Here is a 19,238-nt window from a genome sequence, read left to right on the forward strand (position 1 = left end):
CGCCTTGACCCTCACCCGGCGTCAGGCTTCAGCCTGGACGGGAACGAGGGGAGAGCGAGTTGAGCTATTCGGTCGGGCAGGTCGCCGGGTACGCCGGGGTGACCGTGCGGACACTGCACCACTACGACAAGGCGGGCCTGCTGTCGCCCAGCGAGCGCAGCCCCGCCGGGTACCGGCTCTACAGCGACGCCGACCTGGCCCGCCTCCAGCAGATCCTCTTCTACCGGGAACTGGGCTTCCCGCTGGAGCAGATCGCCGCCATCCTGGCCGACCCCGACGCCAGCGCCCTGGACCACCTGCGCGAGCGGCACCGGCGCCTGAACGAGGAGATCGCGCGCCTCCACCGCCTCGTGGAGGTCGCCGAACGGGCCATGGAGGTCCAGGAGACGGGCGTGCGGCTCACCCCGGAGGAGCGGTTCGAGGTATTCGGGGACGTGGCGTTCGACCTCAGCTACGCCACGGACGCCCACCTCAAGTGGGGCGCGAGCGAGGGCCACGCGCGGGCCATGGCGCGGGCCGCCGCGCACACCAAGGAGGACTGGCGGCGGCTGATGGCGGAGGCCGCCGAGTGGCGCGGGCGGCTGCTCGACGCGTACGACGCGGGCGCCGCCCCCGACTCGGACCTGGTCGCCGGGCTGGCGGAGGAGCACCGGCAGCACATCACCCGGTGGTTCACGCCGTGCCCGCCCGAGACGCACTGCCGCATCGCGGACGACTACGTCGAGGACGCCCGCGCGTTCGCCCTCGTCGTGCCCGCGGCGCAGCAGCGCCCCGGCCTCGCCGTGTTCCTGCGGGAGGCCGTCCACGCCAACGCGCGCAGGAAGGCCGGTCCGCGATGAGGGCGCTGATCCTGGCGGCGGGTTCGCGGGGGGACGTCGCCCCCTACACGGGCGTCGGCGTACGGCTCCGGGACGCCGGGCACGAGGCGGTGCTGGCCGCGCCCGAGGCGTTCGCCGGCCTGGTGGGCGCGGCGGGGCTGCCGTTCCACGCCCTGCCGGCGGACCCGCGCGGCGGCCCGGCCGGGCGCGCGGGAGCCGGTACGCGCGAACTGCTGCGCGCCGCCGAGGTGTTCCTCCGGGACCTGGGCGGCGGGCTCGCCGACGCGGTGGCCGCGCACCGGCCGGACGTACTGGTCCTGGCCACGACCACCGCGCCGCTCGGCTGGCACATCGCGGAGGCGTGCGGCGTGCCGTCCGTGGGCGCCTACCTCCAGCCGGTCGCCCCGACCGGGGCGTTCCCGCCGGTCGTGGGCGGCGCCCGGTCACTGGGCCGGTGGGGCAACCGGGCGGCGGGGCGCCTGGCGCTGCGCGTCGTGGACCGGGTGCACGCCGACGCGGTACGGGGGCTGCGCCGCCGCCTGGGGCTGCCGCCCCGGTCGGGCACGGCGGTGCGGCGCGGCGTGGAGGCGTCGGGGTGGCCGGTGCTGCACGGCTTCAGCGAGGTCCTGGTGCCCCGGCCCGGCGACTGGCGGGCGGGCCTGGAGGTCTGCGGCCCGTGGTGGCCGCACGTGCCGGACGGCGCCGCGCTGCCGGACGCGGTGGAGGACTTCCTGCGGGCGGGGCCCGCGCCGGTGTTCGTCGGCTTCGGCAGCATGGGCGCGGGGGACGGCGCCCGCCTCGGGGAGCTCGCGGTACGGGCGCTGCGGATGGCGGGCGCGCGGGGCGTCGTCCAGGCGGGCGCGGCGGGGCTCGCCGCGCGGGACGGCGGCCCCGGCGGGGAGGCGGTGCGGGAGCGGGACGTGCTGTGGGTCGGGGACGTGCCGCACGCGCTGCTGTTCCCCCGTACGGCGGCCGTCGTCCACCACGCCGGTGCCGGGACGTCGGCGGCGGCGCTGCGGGCGGGCGTACCGTCGGTGCCGGTGCCGTTCACGGCGGACCAGCCGTTCTGGGCGCGCCGGCTGGCCGCGGTCGGCGCGGGTACGGCTCCGCTGCCGGCGGCCCGGCTGACCGCCGAGTCCCTGGCGGCCGCGATCCGGGACGCCCTGGACGACGCGTCCTACCGGCGGGCGGCGTCCGGCGCGGCCCGGCTGCTGGCCCGCGAGGACGGGGCGGGCGCCCTGGTGCGCCGCGTCGAGGCGGCGGCGGGCGGGTGAGGCGGCGACGGCGACCGGACGCACAGGGGCGTGAGGCGGCGGGCGGACGCCCGGGCGCGTGAGGCCGCGCAGGGGCGCGCATTCACCGGAAGGTGGTCGTCCGGATGCCGTACGGGGGCGGGGGCGGCAGGATGAGAGGCCCGCCATCGAGGAGGCAGCCGTGCAGGACGAGACCCAACTGCCCTCGTCGGGCCGCGCGGACGTGCGGGTCGTCGCGGCGACGCCGGAGGTGGCCCGGCGGGTGGCGGAGGTGGTGCGCCGCTGCTTCGACACCACCGAGCAGCGCAGCTACCCGGCCGGCCCCGAGGGCGGCACCCTGCTGCGCCTCACCGTGGACACCACCCGCCCCGCCGGCCCGGCCCGTTCCTGGCTGGAGAGCAGCGAACCGGCGTACGGCGACGAGCGCACGGGCGAGGGGCACTCGGGCGAGCCGCGCACCGACGCGTCCTGACGCCCGTGCGGCGAGCGCCCCGCCCGCGGCGCGTCCCGGCCGCGTCCTGACCGCCCGTCCTCACGGCATGTCCGGGCGGCGCGTACCGGCAGGGCGGGAGCACGGGTCGAAGCGACGTGGGTGCGGACGCCCCACTCGGGCGCTCGGGCTTGTAGGTTCGGGGGTATGACGAAGCCTGATGCACTGCTCGTGAATGTCGCGGCCACCGTCGAATCGGAGCAGTCCAATCAGATGTCGCTCACCGTCGTGGTCAACGGTGCGGTCATCACGGGACGGCTCGCCCCGGAGGCCGCGTGGCGGGAGCGGGTGGCGGAGGTCCTGCGGGACTCGGAGCGGCTCAGCGGGTTCGCGGGGGTGTTCGCGTCCCCCGACGGGGGCTCGCGTCCGCCCGGCGACGGCGCGCCGACCCACCTGCACTTCCACGTGGCGAGGATCCTCCAGGGCACCCTGGGCATCCCGGAGACGGGCGGCATGTACCGGGTGGCCATCGAGGACGTGAGCGCCTGGACGGTGGGCGACTTCAGTTACACCGACGACTGACGCGTACGACCGCACGGAACACGGCACACGGAACACGGCAGAGACAGCAGACGCCAACCACCCGGTGGATCCGGGTGGTTGGCGTCACGGACGTAGGGAGCGGCTCAGCCCAGCAGGTCGCCGACGGCCGGGGCGGGCGCCGGGGCCGGGGCCGCCTGGTCCACGCAGGTGAAGCCGAGGCGGCGCAGCGCGCGGGTGACCTCCAGGGCGGTGAAGTCGCGCCGGTCCTGGCGGGTGATGATCTCCCCGACCTGCTTCACCGGGTAGGTGCGGCGGCCGATGACCGCGCACGGGCCCACGGCCGGTTCCGGCTTGACGTTGGCCATCAGCGCCTCCACCTCGCTCGTCACGAAGTCGAACGGGAAGCGGGCGATCACACAGCGCATGGTTGCCTCACAGGGTCGAAGCGGTGGGACGGGCGCACGTCGGTGCGACGGGGAGGGGCCGCGGCGCGGCCGGGGGCCGCCCGGCCGCGACCGGAGGCCGGACGGGATGGGCCCGGGAGGGCCCGGGCCGCGCGGGGCGTCACTGCGGGCGCGGTGCGCGGCGGCGGCGCGTTCCGGTCCTGCGGCGGCGCGACGAGGCGGAGCCGGGCTTGCCGGACGCCTGCGCGGGGGGTGCGGGCGGCGCGATCACGACCGGTATCCCCGACGGCGTACGGGCGCCGGTGATGCGGATCAGCTCGGCGTCGCCGGAGCGCACGGCGGTGGTCCTGGGGCGGATCCCGGCGTGGTGCATCAGGTTGTCCATCTCGCGCCGCTGGTGCGGCAGCACGAGGGTGACGACGCTGCCGGACTCGCCGGCGCGGGCCGTGCGGCCGCCCCGGTGCAGATAGTCCTTGTGGTCGCCCGGCGGGTCGACGTTCACCACGAGGTCCAGGTCGTCCACGTGGATGCCGCGCGCGGCGACGTTCGTGGCGACGAGGACGTTGACGTCGCCGTCCTTGAACTGCGACAGGGTCCGGGTGCGCTGCGGCTGCGACTTGCCGCCGTGCAGCGCGGACGCCCGGACACCGCTCTTGAGCAGGTGCTTCACGAGCCGGTCCACGGCGTGCTTGGTGTCCAGGAACATGATCACGCGGCCGTCGCGGGCGGCGATCTCGGTGGCCGTGGCGTTCTTGTCGGTCTCCTGGACGTGCAGCACGTGGTGCTCCATCGACGTGACCACGCCGGCCGTCGGGTCCACGGAGTGGACGACGGGGTCGTGGAGGTAGCGCCGTACGAGGGAGTCGACGTTCCGGTCCAGCGTGGCCGAGAACAGCAGGCGCTGCCCGTCGGGCCTGGTCAGCTCCAGCAGGCCGGTGATCTGCGGCAGGAAGCCCATGTCGGTCATCTGGTCCGCCTCGTCGAGGACGGTGATGCCGACGTCGTCCAGCACGCAGTCGCCGCGCGTGACGAGGTCCTTCAGCCGGCCCGGAGTGGCGACCAGCACCTCCGTGCCGCCGCGCAGCGCGGAGACCTGGCGGCCGATCGACACGCCGCCGACGACGGTGGCCTGCCGCAGCCCGAGCGCGCGGGCGTACGGGGCGAGCGCGTCGGTGACCTGCTGTGCCAGCTCGCGCGTGGGGACGAGGACGACCGCGAGGGGCCGCTTCGGCTCGGCGCGGGTCCCGGCGAGCCGGGCGAGGACGGCCAGGCCGAACGCGAGGGTCTTGCCGGAGCCGGTACGGCCCCGGCCCAGGACGTCGCGGCCGGCGAGGGAGTTCGGGAGGGTCGCCGCCTGGATGGGGAACGGGACGGTCACGCCTTCGGAGTCCAGGGCCCGCAGCATGGCGGCCGGGAGGCCGAGGTCCGCGAACGCCTCGACGGGCGGCAGCGGCGGGGTGTGGGTCACCGGGAGGGTGAAGTCACCGGGGGGCGGCGGGGTGGCGCGGCGGCGCGTCTGCGAGCGGGAGCCGGACTTGCCGGACCGGGACGCGGCCGCGGAGCGGGAGGCGCCGGCCGACCGGGACGGCTTCGACGCCGCGGCGGCCGACTTCGGCTGCTTCGCGGCGGTCGGGGAACCCGTGGCGGGCTTTGCCGACTTCGCGGGATTCACTCCGGCGTCGGACGGATTGCTCTTGGTCCGGCGGGCCGGCGCGGCGGCAGCCTGGCGGGTCCCCGAGTAGTGACCCCGGGAAGGGGACGTACGGGTCATGGAATTTTCCTCAATACGGATATCGAGGAATTCACGGCCCTCGATGCAGCCGGGCGGTCGGCGGACTCGCCGGGCCTGGGTCGGCCGGTCGGCGGCGCCGGGGAACGGCGCGGGGCCCGCACCCAAGGTGCGGGCCCCGGCGGCGTCGGAACGCCTCGTCGTCAGGCGGGGACGATGTTCTCCGCCTGCGGGCCCTTCTGGCCCTGCGTCACGTCGAAGGTGACCTTCTGGCCTTCCTGCAGCTCGCGGAAACCGTTGGTCGCGATGTTCGAGTAGTGGGCGAACACGTCCGCACCGCCACCGTCCTGCTGGATGAAGCCGAAGCCCTTTTCCGCGTTGAACCACTTCACTACGCCAGTAGCCATAATCTTTTCTCCTCACGGGGAATTTCTTGGACCCGCACTGCGCGAGCCTCGCGTCGCCGCGATGATTGCCCCGTGCCGGATCGAAAGAACCGGCCACACAAAAGTGCTCCTCCGCCGTGGGGCGAGGGGGCACTTTGAAGCTCTGGGAACCACAACTGCAACTGACATCGACACTAGCACGCGGATTTCGCATCCGCACGGAATTCGGGCGGGGAAATTTCCGGCCACAGGAAATCTGCCGTGCGGCCCGGCGGGAATCTGCACCGGCCGGAATAGACTTTCGTCACTCCCGGCGGATACCGTTTCCGCGCGAGGCACGCGCCGCCCCTGGGCGGCGGGCCCGCCCGGACGCCCAGGACGAAAGGCGCGCATGGCTCCAGGAGCGCGGCGCAACCCCGCCGACAACCTCGACGACGACGACTACCCGGCCTACACCATGGGGCGCGCCGCGGAGCTGATCGGCACCACGCCGGCGTTCCTGCGGGCGCTCGGCGAGGCCAGGCTGATCACCCCGTTGCGTTCGGAGGGCGGGCACCGCCGGTACTCGCGCTACCAGCTGCGGATCGCCGCCCGCGCCCGCGAGCTGGTCGACCAGGGCACTCCCATCGAGGCGGCCTGCCGGATCATCATCCTGGAGGACCAGCTGGAGGAGGCGCAGCGCCTCAACGAGGAGCTGCGCAAGCGGGGCCAGGAGGGCGGCGCCCCCGGCACCGTCGACGGCGGGCCCGTCGGGGGCGGCCCTGTCGGGGGCGGCCCTGTCGGGGGCGGCACCGTCGACCGGGGCCCCGGTGGAGGCGGGCCCGTCGAGGGCGGGTCCTGAGGGCCGCGGAGGACCGGGGCCGGGCCGGGCGGCGGGTCAGACCGCGTGCTCGTCGCTCTGGCCGCACAGCCAGGCCAGGGCGTCGTGCACGCCCCGTACGTACGCCCGCTTGTCCGGGGGGCACACCGGGTCGTCCAGCAGCACCGCCGCGGCGTCGGCCTCGGCGGTGAGCCGCGCCAGGTCCGGCACGTCGCGGGTCGGCGCGCCGGTGACCGGGCCGTGCTCGGCGCGGGCCAGCGCCCAGCGGTAGGCGTCGGCGGCGCCCTCCGACACGGCCTGGAACGGCTCGGGCCGGGCGGACCGAGGGCCTTCCGGCGTCCGGGCGGCTTCGGTCACCTCGGCGGCCTCGGCGGCGCGGGCCCGGTACGCCGACTCCACCTCCTCCCGGGCGCGGACGCCGATCCGGTCGGCTCGTGCTCGCGTCGGCGGCGCATGGCGGGTCGTCATCGGCGTACACCCCATCCTCATCGTTCGCGGCTCGTCTCTCCCTGACTTCACCGGGTCCCCGCCATCGGCCCGGATATACCGGCCGGGGGGACGCGGAGCGCGAGGACCGCCATGTCGTCGTGGCCGTCGCCGGGGTGCTCGTCGCAGAGGATCCGGCACAACTCGTCCAGCGGGCCGTCCGCGAGGGGCGCGGCGAGTTCCGCGAGCGCGTCCAGGCCGCGGTCGATGGGGTGCTCGGGGTGCTCCACGAGCCCGTCGGTGTAGAACAGCAGCGCAGCGCCGGGCGGCAGCGGATACGTGTGGTCCGGGCGCGGCTGGTCGGGGTCGACGCCGAGGGGCAGGCCCGGTTCGGCGTCCAGGTACCGGGGACGGTGGCCGGGCGCGAGGAGGAGCGGCGGCGGATGGCCGGCGCTGCTCCAGTGCAGCCGCGGGCCCTGCCCGTCGCCGGCCGGCTGGAGCCGGGCGAGGCAGGCCGTGGTGACCGGGGCGTCGGTGATGGCGTGGAGGGTGCGGTCCAGGGCGGTCAGCACGGCGCTCGGCGGGGTGCGGCGGTCGTACAGCAGGGCGCGCAGCATGTTGCGGGTCTGCGCCATCGCGGCGGCGGCCCGGAGGTCGTGTCCGACGACGTCGCCGATGACGGCGCCGCACGCCCCGTCGGGCAGCGGGACGGCGTCGTACCAGTCGCCGCCGAGCTGCGCGGGGCTGGCGGCGGGCCGGTACACGGCGGCGCTCTCGTACGGGTTCAGGTCCGGCAGGCGCGGCAGCAGCAGGCGCTGGAACCGCTCGGCGCCCGACCGCACCCGTTCGAAGAGGCGGGCGTTCTCGATCGCGATGCCCGCGGCCCCGGCGAGCGCGACGACGATGTCCTGGTCGTGGGCGTCGAAGGGGCGGCCGTCGAGGCGGTCGGAGAGGTACAGGTCGCCGTAGATCTCGCCGCGCACGCTGATGGCGACGCCCAGGAGGGTGCGCATCGGAGGGTGGCCCGGCGGATAGCCGACGGAATGCGGGTGCGTCCGGATGTCGTCGACGCGGAGCGGTTCGGGGTGGTGGATCAGGGTGCCGAGGAGGCCGTGGCCGCGCGGGAGTTCGACGCCTTCCAGGTCGGCGCGCTCCCGGTCGGTGAGGCCGGCGGTGAGGAACTCGGCCAGTTCGGTGCCGTCCTCGTTCAGCACGCCGAGGGCGCCGTAGCGGGCGTGGACGAGGTCCATGGCGGTGCGCACGATGCGGTGCAGGACGAGGGGCAGCTCCAGTTCGCCGCTGATGGCCATGACGGCGTCGAGGAGGCCCTGGAGCCGGTCGCGCGCGGAGACCAGTTCGCGGAGCTCGGCGGCGGGGTCGGCGGGGTCCGCGGGGGCCGCGGGGGCGTCGGGCGGCTCCCCGGGACGGCGCTGCGGGGTGCCCGCCGGGGCCTCGGGCGGGGCCTGGGGGGTGGCTGCCGGGACTTCGAGCGGGGCTTCGGGCAGGGGGGCCTGGGAAGTGCCTGCCGGGACCTCGGGCGGGGCCTGGGGGGTGGCCCCCGGGACTCCGGGTGGCTCCTCGGGCGGGGCCTCCGGGGTGGCCGCCGGGACTCCGGGTGGCTCCTCGGGCGGGGCCTCCGGAGCGGGCTCCGGCTCCTCGGGCGGGCTCGGCGGCAGGGACAGCTCCGCTCCCAGGGCCGAGTGCGCGGCGGGCGCCGGGGGCGGGTCGGCGGACCCGGACCGGTGCCGTCCGGGGCGCCGGGACCGGTCGGGGTTCCCCGGCGGGTCGGGCGGGTCGGGGGGCCGGTTCGGTGCCTTGGGGGTTTCCATGGGGCCTCCCGGTCCGGGGGCGCCGCGCGGTTCCGCGCCGCTCCGGTCGACGCGGCCCCGTCACGAAGCGCATGGTGGATAACAGGACCGACGAACGCTCTGTCGACTTTCCCGGGAAGCGCCGAACAAACCTCCCGACCCCCCTCTGACCAGCACGGCTTCCCTCCGGCGGGCATCGCGGTACGGCGAAAGGGGCGCGGCTATGACCGGTTGGGCGTCTTGGACGACGGTCAACGTCTTCGCGGGAACCGGCGGCGTACGCACCGTCGAACTGGGGGTGCTCACGGGCAACCTCAGCGTCCACACCACCTGGACCGGTTCGGAAGCGGACGTCGCCATCCAGTACAGCGGCGGCTCCGACTGGTACACGATGGCCGGCAGTCCCGTGCCGTGCCACTCCGAGGAGGAGAGCAGGGCGCTGCACCAGCTCGCGGTCGAGGCCGTCCAGGAGGGCGGCGCCGCGGTGCTGAGCCCGCAGCCGCACCACCCGCAGGCCGGCTGAACCCGCGGACCCACCGCCCGCGGGCGCAGCCACCCGCGGACCCACCGCCCGCGGGCCGTCTGAGCCCGCGGGCCGGGCCGCCCGCGCAGGCGCCGCCGCGCGCGGGCCGGCCGGCGGGGCCCGCGACGTCCGTCAGACGAGCGGTCGGCGGAGCATCGCGAGGACCGGGTCGACCAGGCCCCGGTACTGGCGGGCCGTGAGCGCCTCCGGCATGCGGCGGATCGCCGTCTCGCGCACCACCCGCCCCAGCGGGCCGCGCCAGGCGGTCACCGCGCCCGCCTGCCGGGACGCCAGCTGCACCGCCCGCACGCGGCGGTGCCGCAGCGTCCGGTACCGCTCCGCCGCCCCCGCCACCCGGTCGCCGCCCCGGCCCGTGCCGGCCGCGTCGGGGCGGAGGGCCAGCGCCAGCGCGTACGCGTCCTCGATGGCCATCGCCGCGCCCTGCCCCAGGTTCGGGGTCATCGCGTGCGCCGCGTCCCCGAGCAGCAGTACCCGGCCGCGTCCCCACACCGGCGCGGTCAGCTCCTCCAGGTCGTGGTGGAGCGGCGGCGGCCCGTCCAGCGCGTCCAGCACCCGCGCCGGGGCGCCTCGGTGGTGGGCGAAGACGCGGCGGAACCCGTCCGGCCAGGCCGGGGCGGGGGCGCGGCGCGGAGCCGTACGGACGTAGAAGTAGTACAGCCGGCCGTCGGGCAGCGGTACGAGGCCGGCCTTGGTGCCGGGGCCCCAGGACTCGACGGCGGAGGTCACGCCGGGGTTGGCGGTGAGGCCGCGCCAGCAGGTGACGCCGCTGTGGCGGAGGGCAGGCGGGCGGGCGGTGACCTGGGCGCGGACGGTGGAGTGGATGCCGTCGGCGCCGACGACGAGGTCGTACGCCTCGGGGGCCTGCGGTTCGGATGTGCCGTGAGCGGTGGTGAAGCGGACGGTCACCGCGTCGCCCCGGTCCTGTACGGCGGCGACGGCGCGGCCGTTCACCGGGCGGGCGGCCTCCGGGAGCGCGGCCAGGAGCGCGGCGTGCAGGGCCGTACGGGACAGGGCGCGGGTGTGGCCGTACCCGGCGCCGAACCGCTGCGGCTCGACGCGGCGCAGCAGCGTGCCGTCGGCCGCCGTCACGTCCATCGACGGCAGCGCCAGGCTGTGCGGGACCAGGTCGACGCCGAGGGCGGAAAGGACGTGGAGGGCGTTGGGCGCCAGGACGATGCCGGCGCCCGCGGGCTCGTACCTGGGGGCGCGCTCGGCGACGGTGACCTCGTGCCCGGCGCGGGTCAGGGCGAGCGCGGCGGTCAGCCCGCCGATGCCGCCGCCCGCGACGAGGACCTTCAGGGGGTGCGGGGTGCTCATGCCGGCCGCCCTTCCGCCGCGGCGCGGCGGCCGCCGTCCCCGGGGCCCGTGGCGGCCCCGCCGTCGACGATCCGCCGCAACGCCGCCTCCAGCACGGCCAGTTGCGCGTCGCGGTCCAGTTCGCCGCGCAGTCCGGCGACGAGGACGCCGAAGTAGAGCGAGAAGTACGAGGTGAAGGCCACCAGCGGGTCGGGCGGCGACACGGCGCCCGACCCGGCGGCACGCGCGAACTCGGCGGTCACCCACGCCCGGAACTCCGCCATGCGGCGCTCGGTCGGGCCGTCGGGGTGGTGGTGGAAGAGGGACGCCGCGATGTACTGGCGGGACAGCTCGGGCTCGCGGTCGTAGCTGCCGTACAGCTCGGCGGCGACGTGCACCAGGCGTGCCACGAGGTCGCCGTCGGCGGGCAGGGTGCGCAGGGCCCGGTCGAGCGCCTGCCCCACGTGCTCGTCGAGGAGGGTCTCGACGAGGGTGGCGGCGTCGGGGAAGTGGACGAAGAAGGTCCCCGCGGCGACGCCCGCCTCGGCTGCGACCTCCCGGGTGGTGAGCCCGGCCACGCCGCGCCGCTCCAGTACGCGCCGGGCGGCGTCGAGGAGCGCCTGCCGCGTCCGCTGCTTGCGCTGCTGCCGCACCCCGGGGGGCCGGTCGTTCCCGGCTCCCGCCGCGGCGGGGCCGGTGGATGTCTCGGACATGCCGGTGAGCGTACTCACTGAGCACGCTCACCGAAAGCACGCTCACCGAAATACCGGGGTCGGTTCTCAGCCGGCGGCGCGCAGCCTCCGGTGGAGGGTCGCGGCGAAGTCCTCGGCCGCCATCAGCTGCGCGCGGAGCGTCTCGCAGCGGGCGTCGGCGACCTTCCGGTACGAGTCCAGGCGCTCGCGCAGCCGGTCCCGCTCCTCGCCGGACGGCGGGTCGTCGGTCGCGGCGAGCCGGTCGGTGATCTCCAGCAGCTCACGCATCTCCTCCAGCGAGAAGTCCAGCGGCTTCATCCGGCGGATCACCATCAGCCGGTCCACGTCGGTCTCCGTGTACAGCCGGAAGCCGCCCTTGCTGCGGGCGGAGGGGGTGACGAGGCCCACGTCCTCGTAGTGGCGGATCGTGCGCAGCGACAGCCCGGTCCGCTCGGCCACCTCGCCGATCTGCATATGCCGCCGCTCGTCGTCCGCCATCGCCGCGCCTGCTCCGTTCCCGCGGTCCGCACCGCATCTCGGGGGTGGTGGAAGCCGTCCGCGGCCGCCGCCCGGCCACACTCTTCCCTCACGTCAGGGTAGAGTCGAGTGGTACGTCCCCGGGGCGGCCCGTGCCGGGCCGGTCCTGCGGGCGGCGTCCACGGCTTCCGGGCAATGATGCCCGACCGGCGCCGGCCCCGGCCGCCGTGCCGGACCGGGCAGGGGACGGCCGGCGCTTCCGGAGATCCGGCCCGCCGACCCGCCGCCGGCCTCCCGGGCGTCCTGGCTCTCCGGGCGTCCTGGCTCTGCGGGCGTCCGGCGCTCCCGGGCCGCCGCGCGCACCGCCGTACGCCCTCAACCCACCAGCCCACCAGCCCGTCCGACTCGCGCGGGCACGCACGCACAGCGGCGAGCGCCCCGGCCCCGCGCAACCGCGCCCCGCGCCAACGGCGCCGCGCTCACGGCCGGGGCCGCGGCACCCGCCGCCGTCCCCGTCCACCACCCCACGCCCCTGCCCGCCCCCGCCCCCGCCGCGTCACGATCCCCGTCCCCGTCCCCGGAACGAGACAGCCATGCCCTCGCCCCAGCCCGCCGCCCCTCAGCCGTCGGACGGTCCGTCCGCCGACGGGTCGTCCCGTCCCGTCCGCCCGTCCCGTCCGTTCCGGCTCGCGCGGCCGGACTGGCTCGCCTCGCCGAAGGTGTTCCGCACGGAGGTGCTCGGGGGGCTGGTGGTCGCGCTCGCCCTGATACCCGAGGCGATCTCCTTCTCGATCATCGCGGGCGTGGACCCGGCGGTCGGGCTGTTCTCGTCGTTCACGATGGCGGTCGTCATCGCGTTCGCCGGCGGGCGCAAGGCGATGATCTCCGCGGCGACCGGCGCGGTCGCCCTGGTCATCGCGCCGCTCAACCGCGAGCACGGGCTGGGCTACCTGATCGCGGCGGTCATCCTGGGCGGTGCCGTCCAGATCGTGCTGGGCGCGCTCGGGGTGGCGCGGCTCCTGCGGTTCGTGCCGCGCAGTGTGATGGTCGGCTTCGTCAACTCGCTGGCCATCCTGGTCTTCATGGCGCAGGTGCCGGAGGTGCGGGACGTGCCGTGGCCGGTGTACCCGCTGCTGCTGGGCGGGCTCGCCATGCTGGTGGTGTTCCCGAGGCTGACGACGGCGGTGCCCGCGCCGCTGGTGTCGATCGCGGTGCTGACGGCGATCACGGTCGGTGCCGGGATCGCCGTACCGACGGTCGGCGACAAGGGCGAGCTGCCGTCGGCCCTGCCGGTTCCGGGGCTGCCGGACGTGCCGTTCACGATGGACACGCTGGTGCTGATCGCGCCGTACGCGGTCGCGCTCGCGCTGGTCGGGCTGATGGAGTCGCTGATGACGGCGAAGCTGGTGGACGACATCACCGACACGCCGTCCGACAAGACCCGCGAATCGATCGGGCAGGGCGTCGCGAACATCGTGACGGGCTTCTTCGGCGGCATGGGCGGCTGCGCGATGATCGGCCAGACGATGATCAACGTGAAGGTGTCGGGGGCGCGGACGCGGCTGTCGACATTCCTCGCGGGGGCGTTCCTGCTGGTGCTGTGCGTGGTCTTCGGCCCGCTCGTCTCCGACATCCCGATGGCCGCGCTGGTCGCCGTGATGGTGATGGTGTCGGTCGCGACGTTCGACTGGCACTCGGTCGCCCCGAGGACGCTGAGGCGGATGCCGGCCGGCGAGACGGCGGTGATGGCGGTGACCGTCGCGGTGGTGGTGGCCACGCACAACCTGGCGGCGGGCGTCGTCGTCGGCTCGGTCGCGGCGATGGTCGTCTTCGCCAAGCGGGTGGCGCACCTCGCGGAGGTGACGGGCGTGGTCGACCCGGACGGCCGGCAGGTCGTGTACGCGGTGACGGGCGAGCTGTTCTTCGCGTCGTCCAACGACCTGGTGCACCGCTTCTCGTACCAGGACGACCCGGACGACGTGGTCATCGACCTGTCGGGCGCGCACATCTGGGACGCGTCGTCGGTGGCGGCGCTGGACGCGATCGAGCACAAGTACGCGCAGCGCGGCAAGAAGGTCACGGTGGTGGGCCTGAACGAGCCGAGCGCCCGCATGCACGGCCGCCTGACGGGCAGGCTGGGCGCGGGCCACTGAGCCGGGGCGCGGCGGCGGCCGGTCCGGTACGCGCCCGCGCCCCCGGCCCGGTCGGCGGTACGTCGCCAATCACCTCCCGCCGCCGCCCGGCTGCCCGTATCGTCCTCACGGCGACAGGAAGCACCGGAGCGCGGGGGTGGCGGAAGATGGGCGGACACACGGACCTGGCAAGGCGGTTCGAGGAGCACCGGCCCCGGCTGCGCGCGGTGGCCTACCGGATGCTGGGCTCGCTCGGAGAGGCGGAGGACGCCGTACAGGAGGCGTGGCTGCGGCTGTCCCGCTCCGACACGGAGGAGATAGAGAACCTCGGCGGCTGGCTCACCACGGTCGTCGGCCGCGTCTGCCTGAACCAGCTCCGCTCCCACGTGGCCCGGCGCGAGGAGCCGCTGCTCGGGGACGACGGGCGGGTGCGGCTGCCGGACCCGGTGGTCAGCCGGGTCGCGGGGCCCGACCCGGAGGAGCAGGTGCTGTTCGCGGACGAGGTCGGCCTGGCGCTGATGATCGTCCTGGACACGCTGGCCCCGGCGGAGCGCCTGGCGTTCGTGCTGCACGACCTGTTCGCGGTGCCGTTCGAGGACATCGCGGAGGTGCTGGGGCGTACGGAGGCGTCGGCGCGGCAGCTCGCGAGCCGGGCCCGGCGCCGGGTGCGGGCGGCGTCCCCCGCGCCGGACGGGGACGGCGACCGCGAGGCGGCCCGGCGGCGGGAGGTCGTCGCGGCGTTCCTGGCGGCGGCGCGGGGCGGCGACCTGAACGCGCTGGTCGCCGTGCTGGACCCGGACGTGGTGGCCCGCTCCGACGGCGGCGGCCTGCGCCCGAGCGTGCTGCGGCGCGGCGCGGCGACGGTCGCGTCCCAGGCGATCGTGTTCGCCCGCCTCGCGGAGGCGGCGGTGCCGGTGCTGGTCAACGGCACGCCGGGCGTCGTGGCGGTGGCGGACGGCCGGGTGATCTCGGTGATGTCCTTCACGGTGCGCGGCGGGCGCGTCGCGTCCCTGGACATCCTCACCGACCCCACCCGCCTCGCCCACCTCGACCCGGAGGCCCTGGCGGCCTGACGCGCCACACGGACCGGCCACACCCCGCCGCATCCCGCTGCGCGCCCCGGCCACCGGCCCCGGCATCGACCGCCCCGGCGGCCCGTGTCCGACGGTCCCGGCCGGGGCGGTTCCGGTGCCGGCGGTGCGGAACTAGGCGGTTCCGGTACCGGCCGCCGCGGCGGCGGTCCCGGCGGCCCGGTCCGGCCCGTCAACCGCCCCCTCCCCGTACATCTCTGTGATGACGGTGTGTGGTCGCGTAGCACTCAGGTATGACTCCCGGCCCACACTGCGGCGGACTTTTGGAACCCCCTGCCGCTCATACCGTCTTGACCAGTAAGGGACGGATGAGGGAGCTGATGTGACGGTGAGTCAGATAGCCGCGACGGCGGGTTCCGGAGGGCGGGGGAAGGCCTTCGCGCCGGAGTATCAGGGGGCCCTCGGGTCACTGTCGGTGAACTCCTCGCTGACGGAGGTACTGGAGCGCGGCATACGGGAGTTGCGGGCCGCCGAGGCCGCCGGGGAGCGGGCGGAGGTCGCGCGGTGCGGGCTCGCGGTCGCGGAGGCGTACCGGCGGCTCGGGCGCGTCGAGGACGCCGACCGGGCCTGGAAGGCCAGCTACCGGGCCGCGCGGGACGCCGGGGACGTGGGCGCCATGGCGTGGGCCCTGTGGAGCGGCGGCACCTTGGCCCGGCAGCGCGGCGCCCTCGCCCTCGCGTACCGGCTGCTGCGCCTCGCGGCGGACGCGGGCGAGCGGGGCGGGGACGTCGTCGTACGCGGCTACTCCCTCGCCGGGCTCGCCGAGACCGGGCGCATCCAGGGCGACTACCAGGCCGTCGGCGAGCTCCACGAGCAGCTCCTCGCGGAGGCCCGGCGGCGCGGCGAGGCGCGGCACACCGTGTGGGCCCTGGAGGGCATCGCGCAGATGCACCGCAACACCGGCTCGTACGACAAGGCCCTCGCGCTGTTCGAGGAGGCCGCCGAGACCGCCGACCGGGCCGACGACCGGCGCGGCTGGGCGTGGGCGCTGCGCGGCATCGCGGACGTCGTGTCCGTACGGGACGGTGACGCCGAGCGGGCGCTTCGGCTGCTGTCCGAGGCGGAAGTGGTGTGCCGGAACATGAAGTTGTCCAGCGCCCTGGCGTACAACCACAAGATGCGCGGCAACGTCCTGTACCGGGCCGGCCGGTATGTGGAGGCCCGCGATATGTACGAGCTGGCGCTGGAGGAGTTCCGCGCCATGGACGAGCCGCGCGGTACGGCGCTGTCCCGGCTGGGCCTCGCCAAGTCCCGCGCCCGGCTGGGCCGCGACACCTCCGAGACCGCCGCCGAACTGGCCGACCTGCGCGACACCCTCGACCGGATCGGGCTGCGCCACGCCCGCGAGATGGTGGAGAAGGCCGCCGCCGAACTGGGCGTCGGGCCCTTGCCGGTGAGCGGTGAGGAGGGCGCGCGGTGACGGGCTTCCTTCCGATGGGGACGGCGGCGGTGGCGCCCGGCACGGCGGTGGCGTGGGGCGGGCGCGCGGCGGACGCGCGGGGCGCGGACGGTGACGTGGCCGCGCTGCTGCTGCGCTGCCGGGAACTCGTACGGCCCGCGCTCGCCGGGGCGGTGGGGCGGCTGCACCCGTGGACCGGGGAGATGGCGGCGTTCTCGCTGGGCTGGGCCGATGTGGACGGCACGCCCGAGCCGGGCGCGTCGGAGGGCAAGGGCGTTCGGCAGGCACTCGCCGTGCTGGGCGCGGAGGCGGTCGGCGCGGACGGCCGGGTCGCGGTGTCGGGCGCGGTCGCGGTGGAGCTGGTGCACGCGTTCTCGCTGCTCCACGACGACATCATGGACGGCGACGCCATGCGGCGGCAGCGCGAGACGGTGTGGAAGGCGTACGGCACGGGGCCGGCCGTGCTGGCGGGTGACGCGTTGTTCGCGCTGGCCGTGCAGTGCCTCGCGGAGGTGCCCGGCACGCACACCGGCCCGGCCGTGCGGCGCCTCGGCGAGACGCTCACCGACCTGGTGCGCGGCCAGGCGGACGACCTGTGCTTCGAGGAGCGGCCCTGGACCGGGCCCGATGCGATACGGCCGGACGCGTACCGGGTGATGGCCGAGCACAAGACCGGCTCGCTCCTGGGGTGCGCGGCGGCGCTCGGGGCGCTGCTGGGCGGCGCGCCCGAGGCGACGGTGGCCGCGCTGGACCGTGCGGGGCGGCACCTGGGCGTGGCGTTCCAGGTGGTGGACGACCTGCTGGGGGTGTGGGGCGACCCGGCGGTGACCGGCAAGCCCGTCCACAGCGACCTGCGGCGCGGCAAGAAGACGTACCCGGTGCTCACCGCGCTCGCCGCCGGGACGCCCGCGTCCCTGGAGCTGGCCGGCCTGCTGGAGGCCGCGCCCGGCACGCTGGAGGACCCGGTGGCCGCCGCGCGGGCGGCGTACCTGGCCGAACGGGCGGGAGGGCGCGACGCGGCGCTGCGGGAGGCCGCGCACCAGCTGTCGGAGGCCCGACGCTGCCTCCACGCCGTCCCCCTGGCCCCCGGCCCGTCCCAGGACCTCGACGCCCTGCTGGCCTTCCTGCTGCACCGAGCGGTGTAGTCACCCGCGCCCCGGGGGGCGCGGCTGGCTCGGTCCATGAGAACGGGCAGCGAACGGGCACCACTTCGGGAGGCCCCAAGGGTCCGAACGATCCGCGACCTGCGACTGGTGGGACGGAGCGCTCCGTCCCACCAGTCGGCGCCGGTGTGCCGACGCGGTCAGGTCCGGCCCGCGGCGCGCAGGGCCCTCGCCAGCCACTCCAGCTCCTCGGTCGCGTCGGGCGACGCGTCCTGCCCGCGCACACGGGCGACGAGCCTGCGGTAGTGCTCCGCTCCTGCCTCGATCCCGGCCTCCAGGCTGCGCAGCACGGCGGCCCGATCGGCGTCACCGAACAGCTCGGACAGCAGCTCGGCCGCCGCCGGCCCCTCGGGAGCGACCCCGCCTTTCCTGACCTCCGCGACGGTCTGCACGATCTGCCTGGCCCACCAGATGGACGCCCCGCTGGGACGGCCCTGCCCCGGTGCGGGCGTGTTGAGCTCCATCCATGTGCGCAACCGGGCGCGGAAGCCGGGATCCCGCACCAGTTCCGCCAGTTCGATCCAGGCGTCGACCTGCTCAGGTGTGGGATCGTCGGGCAGTTCGATACTGAAGGCGCGCATGCGGTCGCGCAGGCGCGGGTCGTCGAGGCCGCCGAACACCTCCTCCTTGAACTCGTCGATGATCTGCTTGCGCTCGGCGGCGGAAAGCCGCGCCAACCGGTTCATCAGTGCTGTCTCCTCAACGGTCGAGCCCCGTTTCGCCACAGTGGAGAGGACGGCCCGGCTCACCTTGAGCGAGCGGATCTGGGCGTCGAGCGCGGCCACATGCGCGTCGGCCACCTCGGCGACCGTGGTGCGGCCGCTCAGGACGCGGCACACGTCGTCGAGCCCGAGGCCCAGCTCGCGCAGGGTGCGGACCAGCTCGACGCGGGCCACGGACCCGGCGTCGTACAACCGGTAGCCGCCCGCGGAGCGGGCCACAGGCGGCACCGCCCCCTCGTCCGACCAGAAGCGCAGGGTACGCACCGAAAGTCCGGTGCGGTGCGCGAGCCGACCAATGGTGAGCACGTCGGGGTCTTCGTCCTCCATGAGCAGGATCCTGAACCCTCCGGTGGCTGGAGACTCAAGCGCCCCAGTGCGACATCCCGTCAGTTCTCCAGAGCTCTGCCGAGCTTTCCCACCACCGTCAGGTGCGGGGCGTTCGCAGGGTGTGAGCGCGTGTGGAGCGAGTGCGTCAGTCGGGCTTCGCGACGACGAAGACGCCCTTGCCCTGGACTCCCTGCACGAGGCCCTCGCTCTGGAGCACCTCGATGGCGGACTTGATGGTCCGGCGGCTGACGGCTCCGCCCGTCTCCTGCTCGCAGTGGGAGGGGATGCGACGGCGACCGGGATCTCGCCGCGCCGAATGCGTTCCCGCAGGGCGGAGGCCAGTTGCAGGCACATCGGCGTGATGCTCTCGCGGTCGATCTCGACCACGACGTGGACGGTGGTGGGCGCCGAGCATGCGCGCCCGGCACTTCATCCGGCTTCACTCGCCGGGACGGTCACTCCTCGGGCCTGGCCGCGACGAACGAGCCCATGCCGGGCGTCGTGGTGATCAGACCCTCCTTGCGGAGCGCTGCGGTCACCTTCCGGACGGTCATCCGCGCTACCCCGAACTCCTGCTCCAGCCGGACTTCCGAGATCAGGCTGTGCGGGGGCAGCGCCCCGGATGCGATCCGCTGACGGATCACATCGGCGATTTGCACCCACTTGGGCTGGGTCGGATCGAACTCAAACACGGTCGGACTGTACGCACTGACACCGATCCGAACATAGATACTGGCATGACTAGGTAGTAATAGACAGGCATATACTGATTCCACTA

20 protein-coding genes and 1 pseudogene are annotated in these 19,238 nt (G+C 75.4%); 10 read left to right on the top strand and 11 right to left on the bottom strand.

Annotated elements, in window-relative coordinates; genetic code table 11:
* The first annotated feature begins 59 nt into the window (after positions 1-59).
* From ACSUPT_RS13730 to ACSUPT_RS13745, 4 genes are all read left to right on the top strand, one after another.
* On the top strand, positions 60-839 hold the full coding sequence (locus tag ACSUPT_RS13730; protein WP_351966885.1) for a MerR family transcriptional regulator: 780 nt from the start codon (positions 60-62) through the stop codon (positions 837-839).
* On the top strand, positions 836-2,092 hold the full coding sequence (locus tag ACSUPT_RS13735) for a glycosyltransferase (RefSeq protein ID WP_399218731.1): 1,257 nt from the start codon (positions 836-838) through the stop codon (positions 2,090-2,092). Before ACSUPT_RS13730 ends, ACSUPT_RS13735 begins: the two co-directional genes overlap by 4 nt.
* A 160-nt stretch (positions 2,093-2,252) precedes the next feature.
* Positions 2,253-2,543, top strand: coding sequence for a hypothetical protein (locus ACSUPT_RS13740; RefSeq protein ID WP_365725524.1), 291 nt, complete (start codon positions 2,253-2,255; stop codon positions 2,541-2,543).
* Between the two features lie 165 nt (positions 2,544-2,708).
* Positions 2,709-3,083, top strand: a complete 375-nt coding sequence (locus ACSUPT_RS13745; RefSeq protein WP_351966882.1) for a hypothetical protein — start codon at positions 2,709-2,711, stop codon at positions 3,081-3,083.
* A 104-nt stretch (positions 3,084-3,187) separates the two neighbouring features.
* On the opposite strand, the gene ACSUPT_RS13750 is transcribed toward ACSUPT_RS13745, so the two are convergent.
* From ACSUPT_RS13750 to ACSUPT_RS13760, 3 genes are all read right to left on the bottom strand, one after another.
* A complete protein-coding gene (locus ACSUPT_RS13750; protein WP_351966881.1) occupies positions 3,188-3,469 on the bottom strand; it encodes an SCO5918 family protein in 282 nt (93 codons plus the stop codon).
* Positions 3,470-3,608: 139 nt separating this feature from the next.
* Positions 3,609-5,219 (bottom strand): DEAD/DEAH box helicase, encoded by a 1,611-nt coding sequence (locus tag ACSUPT_RS13755; RefSeq protein ID WP_436944475.1) that lies wholly within the window; start codon positions 5,217-5,219, stop codon positions 3,609-3,611.
* Positions 5,220-5,380: 161 nt separating this feature from the next.
* Positions 5,381-5,584 (bottom strand): cold-shock protein, encoded by a 204-nt coding sequence (locus ACSUPT_RS13760; RefSeq protein ID WP_250335557.1) that lies wholly within the window; start codon positions 5,582-5,584, stop codon positions 5,381-5,383.
* A gap of 370 nt (positions 5,585-5,954) precedes the next feature.
* Here ACSUPT_RS13760 and ACSUPT_RS13765 point away from each other — a divergent pair.
* A pseudogene (locus tag ACSUPT_RS13765) lies at positions 5,955-6,293 on the top strand (MerR family transcriptional regulator); the annotation flags it as partial.
* Positions 6,294-6,440: 147 nt separating this feature from the next.
* On the opposite strand, the gene ACSUPT_RS13770 reads toward ACSUPT_RS13765, so the two are convergent.
* Both ACSUPT_RS13770 and ACSUPT_RS13775 read right to left on the bottom strand, forming a co-directional pair.
* The gene (locus ACSUPT_RS13770; RefSeq protein ID WP_436944477.1) at positions 6,441-6,851 is read right to left on the bottom strand and encodes a hypothetical protein; all 411 of its coding nucleotides are present in this window, start codon (positions 6,849-6,851) and stop codon (positions 6,441-6,443) included.
* A 47-nt stretch (positions 6,852-6,898) separates the two neighbouring features.
* On the bottom strand, positions 6,899-8,119 hold the full coding sequence (locus ACSUPT_RS13775) for a PP2C family protein-serine/threonine phosphatase (protein ID WP_436946209.1): 1,221 nt from the start codon (positions 8,117-8,119) through the stop codon (positions 6,899-6,901).
* Positions 8,120-8,840: 721 nt separating this feature from the next.
* Between ACSUPT_RS13775 and ACSUPT_RS13780 the strand changes: the two genes are divergently transcribed.
* Complete coding sequence (locus ACSUPT_RS13780) at positions 8,841-9,140, top strand: hypothetical protein (protein ID WP_351966877.1); 300 nt, start codon at positions 8,841-8,843, stop codon at positions 9,138-9,140.
* Between the two features lie 132 nt (positions 9,141-9,272).
* Here ACSUPT_RS13780 and ACSUPT_RS13785 read toward each other — a convergent pair whose 3' ends face one another.
* From ACSUPT_RS13785 to ACSUPT_RS13795, 3 genes are all read right to left on the bottom strand, one after another.
* Positions 9,273-10,478, bottom strand: coding sequence for an FAD-dependent monooxygenase (locus ACSUPT_RS13785; RefSeq protein ID WP_436944478.1), 1,206 nt, complete (start codon positions 10,476-10,478; stop codon positions 9,273-9,275).
* Positions 10,475-11,170, bottom strand: a complete 696-nt coding sequence (locus tag ACSUPT_RS13790; protein WP_351966875.1) for a TetR/AcrR family transcriptional regulator — start codon at positions 11,168-11,170, stop codon at positions 10,475-10,477. Before ACSUPT_RS13790 ends, ACSUPT_RS13785 begins: the two co-directional genes overlap by 4 nt.
* 66 nt (positions 11,171-11,236) lie before the next feature.
* The gene (locus ACSUPT_RS13795; protein ID WP_351966874.1) at positions 11,237-11,647 is read right to left on the bottom strand and encodes a MerR family transcriptional regulator; all 411 of its coding nucleotides are present in this window, start codon (positions 11,645-11,647) and stop codon (positions 11,237-11,239) included.
* A gap of 572 nt (positions 11,648-12,219) precedes the next feature.
* Here ACSUPT_RS13795 and ACSUPT_RS13800 point away from each other — a divergent pair.
* From ACSUPT_RS13800 to ACSUPT_RS13815, 4 genes are all read left to right on the top strand, one after another.
* Positions 12,220-13,779 (top strand): SulP family inorganic anion transporter, encoded by a 1,560-nt coding sequence (locus ACSUPT_RS13800; protein WP_436944480.1) that lies wholly within the window; start codon positions 12,220-12,222, stop codon positions 13,777-13,779.
* Between the two features lie 146 nt (positions 13,780-13,925).
* The gene (gene sigJ, locus ACSUPT_RS13805; protein WP_351966872.1) at positions 13,926-14,831 is read left to right on the top strand and encodes an RNA polymerase sigma factor SigJ; all 906 of its coding nucleotides are present in this window, start codon (positions 13,926-13,928) and stop codon (positions 14,829-14,831) included.
* Between the two features lie 340 nt (positions 14,832-15,171).
* Positions 15,172-16,269 (top strand): tetratricopeptide repeat protein, encoded by a 1,098-nt coding sequence (locus ACSUPT_RS13810; RefSeq protein ID WP_404146827.1) that lies wholly within the window; start codon positions 15,172-15,174, stop codon positions 16,267-16,269.
* A gap of 14 nt (positions 16,270-16,283) precedes the next feature.
* Positions 16,284-17,393: a polyprenyl synthetase family protein gene (locus ACSUPT_RS13815; protein WP_436946210.1), complete on the top strand. Its 1,110-nt coding sequence runs from the start codon at positions 16,284-16,286 to the stop codon at positions 17,391-17,393.
* 158 nt (positions 17,394-17,551) lie between these two features.
* Here ACSUPT_RS13815 and ACSUPT_RS13820 read toward each other — a convergent pair whose 3' ends face one another.
* From ACSUPT_RS13820 to ACSUPT_RS13830, 3 genes are all read right to left on the bottom strand, one after another.
* On the bottom strand, positions 17,552-18,460 hold the full coding sequence (locus ACSUPT_RS13820; RefSeq protein WP_351966868.1) for a MerR family transcriptional regulator: 909 nt from the start codon (positions 18,458-18,460) through the stop codon (positions 17,552-17,554).
* A 145-nt stretch (positions 18,461-18,605) separates the two neighbouring features.
* The gene (locus ACSUPT_RS13825; RefSeq protein WP_436944482.1) at positions 18,606-18,812 is read right to left on the bottom strand and encodes a hypothetical protein; all 207 of its coding nucleotides are present in this window, start codon (positions 18,810-18,812) and stop codon (positions 18,606-18,608) included.
* Between the two features lie 103 nt (positions 18,813-18,915).
* Complete coding sequence (locus ACSUPT_RS13830) at positions 18,916-19,152, bottom strand: GntR family transcriptional regulator (protein ID WP_436944483.1); 237 nt, start codon at positions 19,150-19,152, stop codon at positions 18,916-18,918.
* Positions 19,153-19,238 lie beyond the last annotated feature (86 nt).

The organism is Streptomyces sp. SudanB25_2051, assembly GCF_964272635.1.
Lineage (GTDB): Bacteria > Actinomycetota > Actinomycetes > Streptomycetales > Streptomycetaceae > Streptomyces.

What these genes read in the sequence shown, in the direction of transcription:
- ACSUPT_RS13735 (WP_399218731.1), top strand. Translation starts at nt 836, where the DNA reads ATGAGGGCGCTGATCCTGGCGGCGGGTTCGCGGGGGGACGTCGCCCCC.
- ACSUPT_RS13745 (WP_351966882.1), top strand. Translation starts at nt 2,709, where the DNA reads ATGACGAAGCCTGATGCACTGCTCGTGAATGTCGCGGCCACCGTCGAA.
- ACSUPT_RS13750 (WP_351966881.1), bottom strand. Translation starts at nt 3,469, where the DNA reads ATGCGCTGTGTGATCGCCCGCTTCCCGTTCGACTTCGTGACGAGCGAG.
- ACSUPT_RS13755 (WP_436944475.1), bottom strand. Translation starts at nt 5,219, where the DNA reads ATGACCCGTACGTCCCCTTCCCGGGGTCACTACTCGGGGACCCGCCAG.
- ACSUPT_RS13760 (WP_250335557.1), bottom strand. Translation starts at nt 5,584, where the DNA reads ATGGCTACTGGCGTAGTGAAGTGGTTCAACGCGGAAAAGGGCTTCGGC.
- ACSUPT_RS13770 (WP_436944477.1), bottom strand. Translation starts at nt 6,851, where the DNA reads ATGACGACCCGCCATGCGCCGCCGACGCGAGCACGAGCCGACCGGATC.
- ACSUPT_RS13775 (WP_436946209.1), bottom strand. Translation starts at nt 8,119, where the DNA reads ATGGCCATCAGCGGCGAACTGGAGCTGCCCCTCGTCCTGCACCGCATC.
- ACSUPT_RS13780 (WP_351966877.1), top strand. Translation starts at nt 8,841, where the DNA reads ATGACCGGTTGGGCGTCTTGGACGACGGTCAACGTCTTCGCGGGAACC.
- ACSUPT_RS13785 (WP_436944478.1), bottom strand. Translation starts at nt 10,478, where the DNA reads ATGAGCACCCCGCACCCCCTGAAGGTCCTCGTCGCGGGCGGCGGCATC.
- ACSUPT_RS13790 (WP_351966875.1), bottom strand. Translation starts at nt 11,170, where the DNA reads ATGTCCGAGACATCCACCGGCCCCGCCGCGGCGGGAGCCGGGAACGAC.
- ACSUPT_RS13795 (WP_351966874.1), bottom strand. Translation starts at nt 11,647, where the DNA reads ATGGCGGACGACGAGCGGCGGCATATGCAGATCGGCGAGGTGGCCGAG.
- ACSUPT_RS13800 (WP_436944480.1), top strand. Translation starts at nt 12,220, where the DNA reads ATGCCCTCGCCCCAGCCCGCCGCCCCTCAGCCGTCGGACGGTCCGTCC.
- sigJ (WP_351966872.1), top strand. Translation starts at nt 13,926, where the DNA reads ATGGGCGGACACACGGACCTGGCAAGGCGGTTCGAGGAGCACCGGCCC.
- ACSUPT_RS13815 (WP_436946210.1), top strand. Translation starts at nt 16,284, where the DNA reads ATGGGGACGGCGGCGGTGGCGCCCGGCACGGCGGTGGCGTGGGGCGGG.
- ACSUPT_RS13820 (WP_351966868.1), bottom strand. Translation starts at nt 18,460, where the DNA reads ATGGAGGACGAAGACCCCGACGTGCTCACCATTGGTCGGCTCGCGCAC.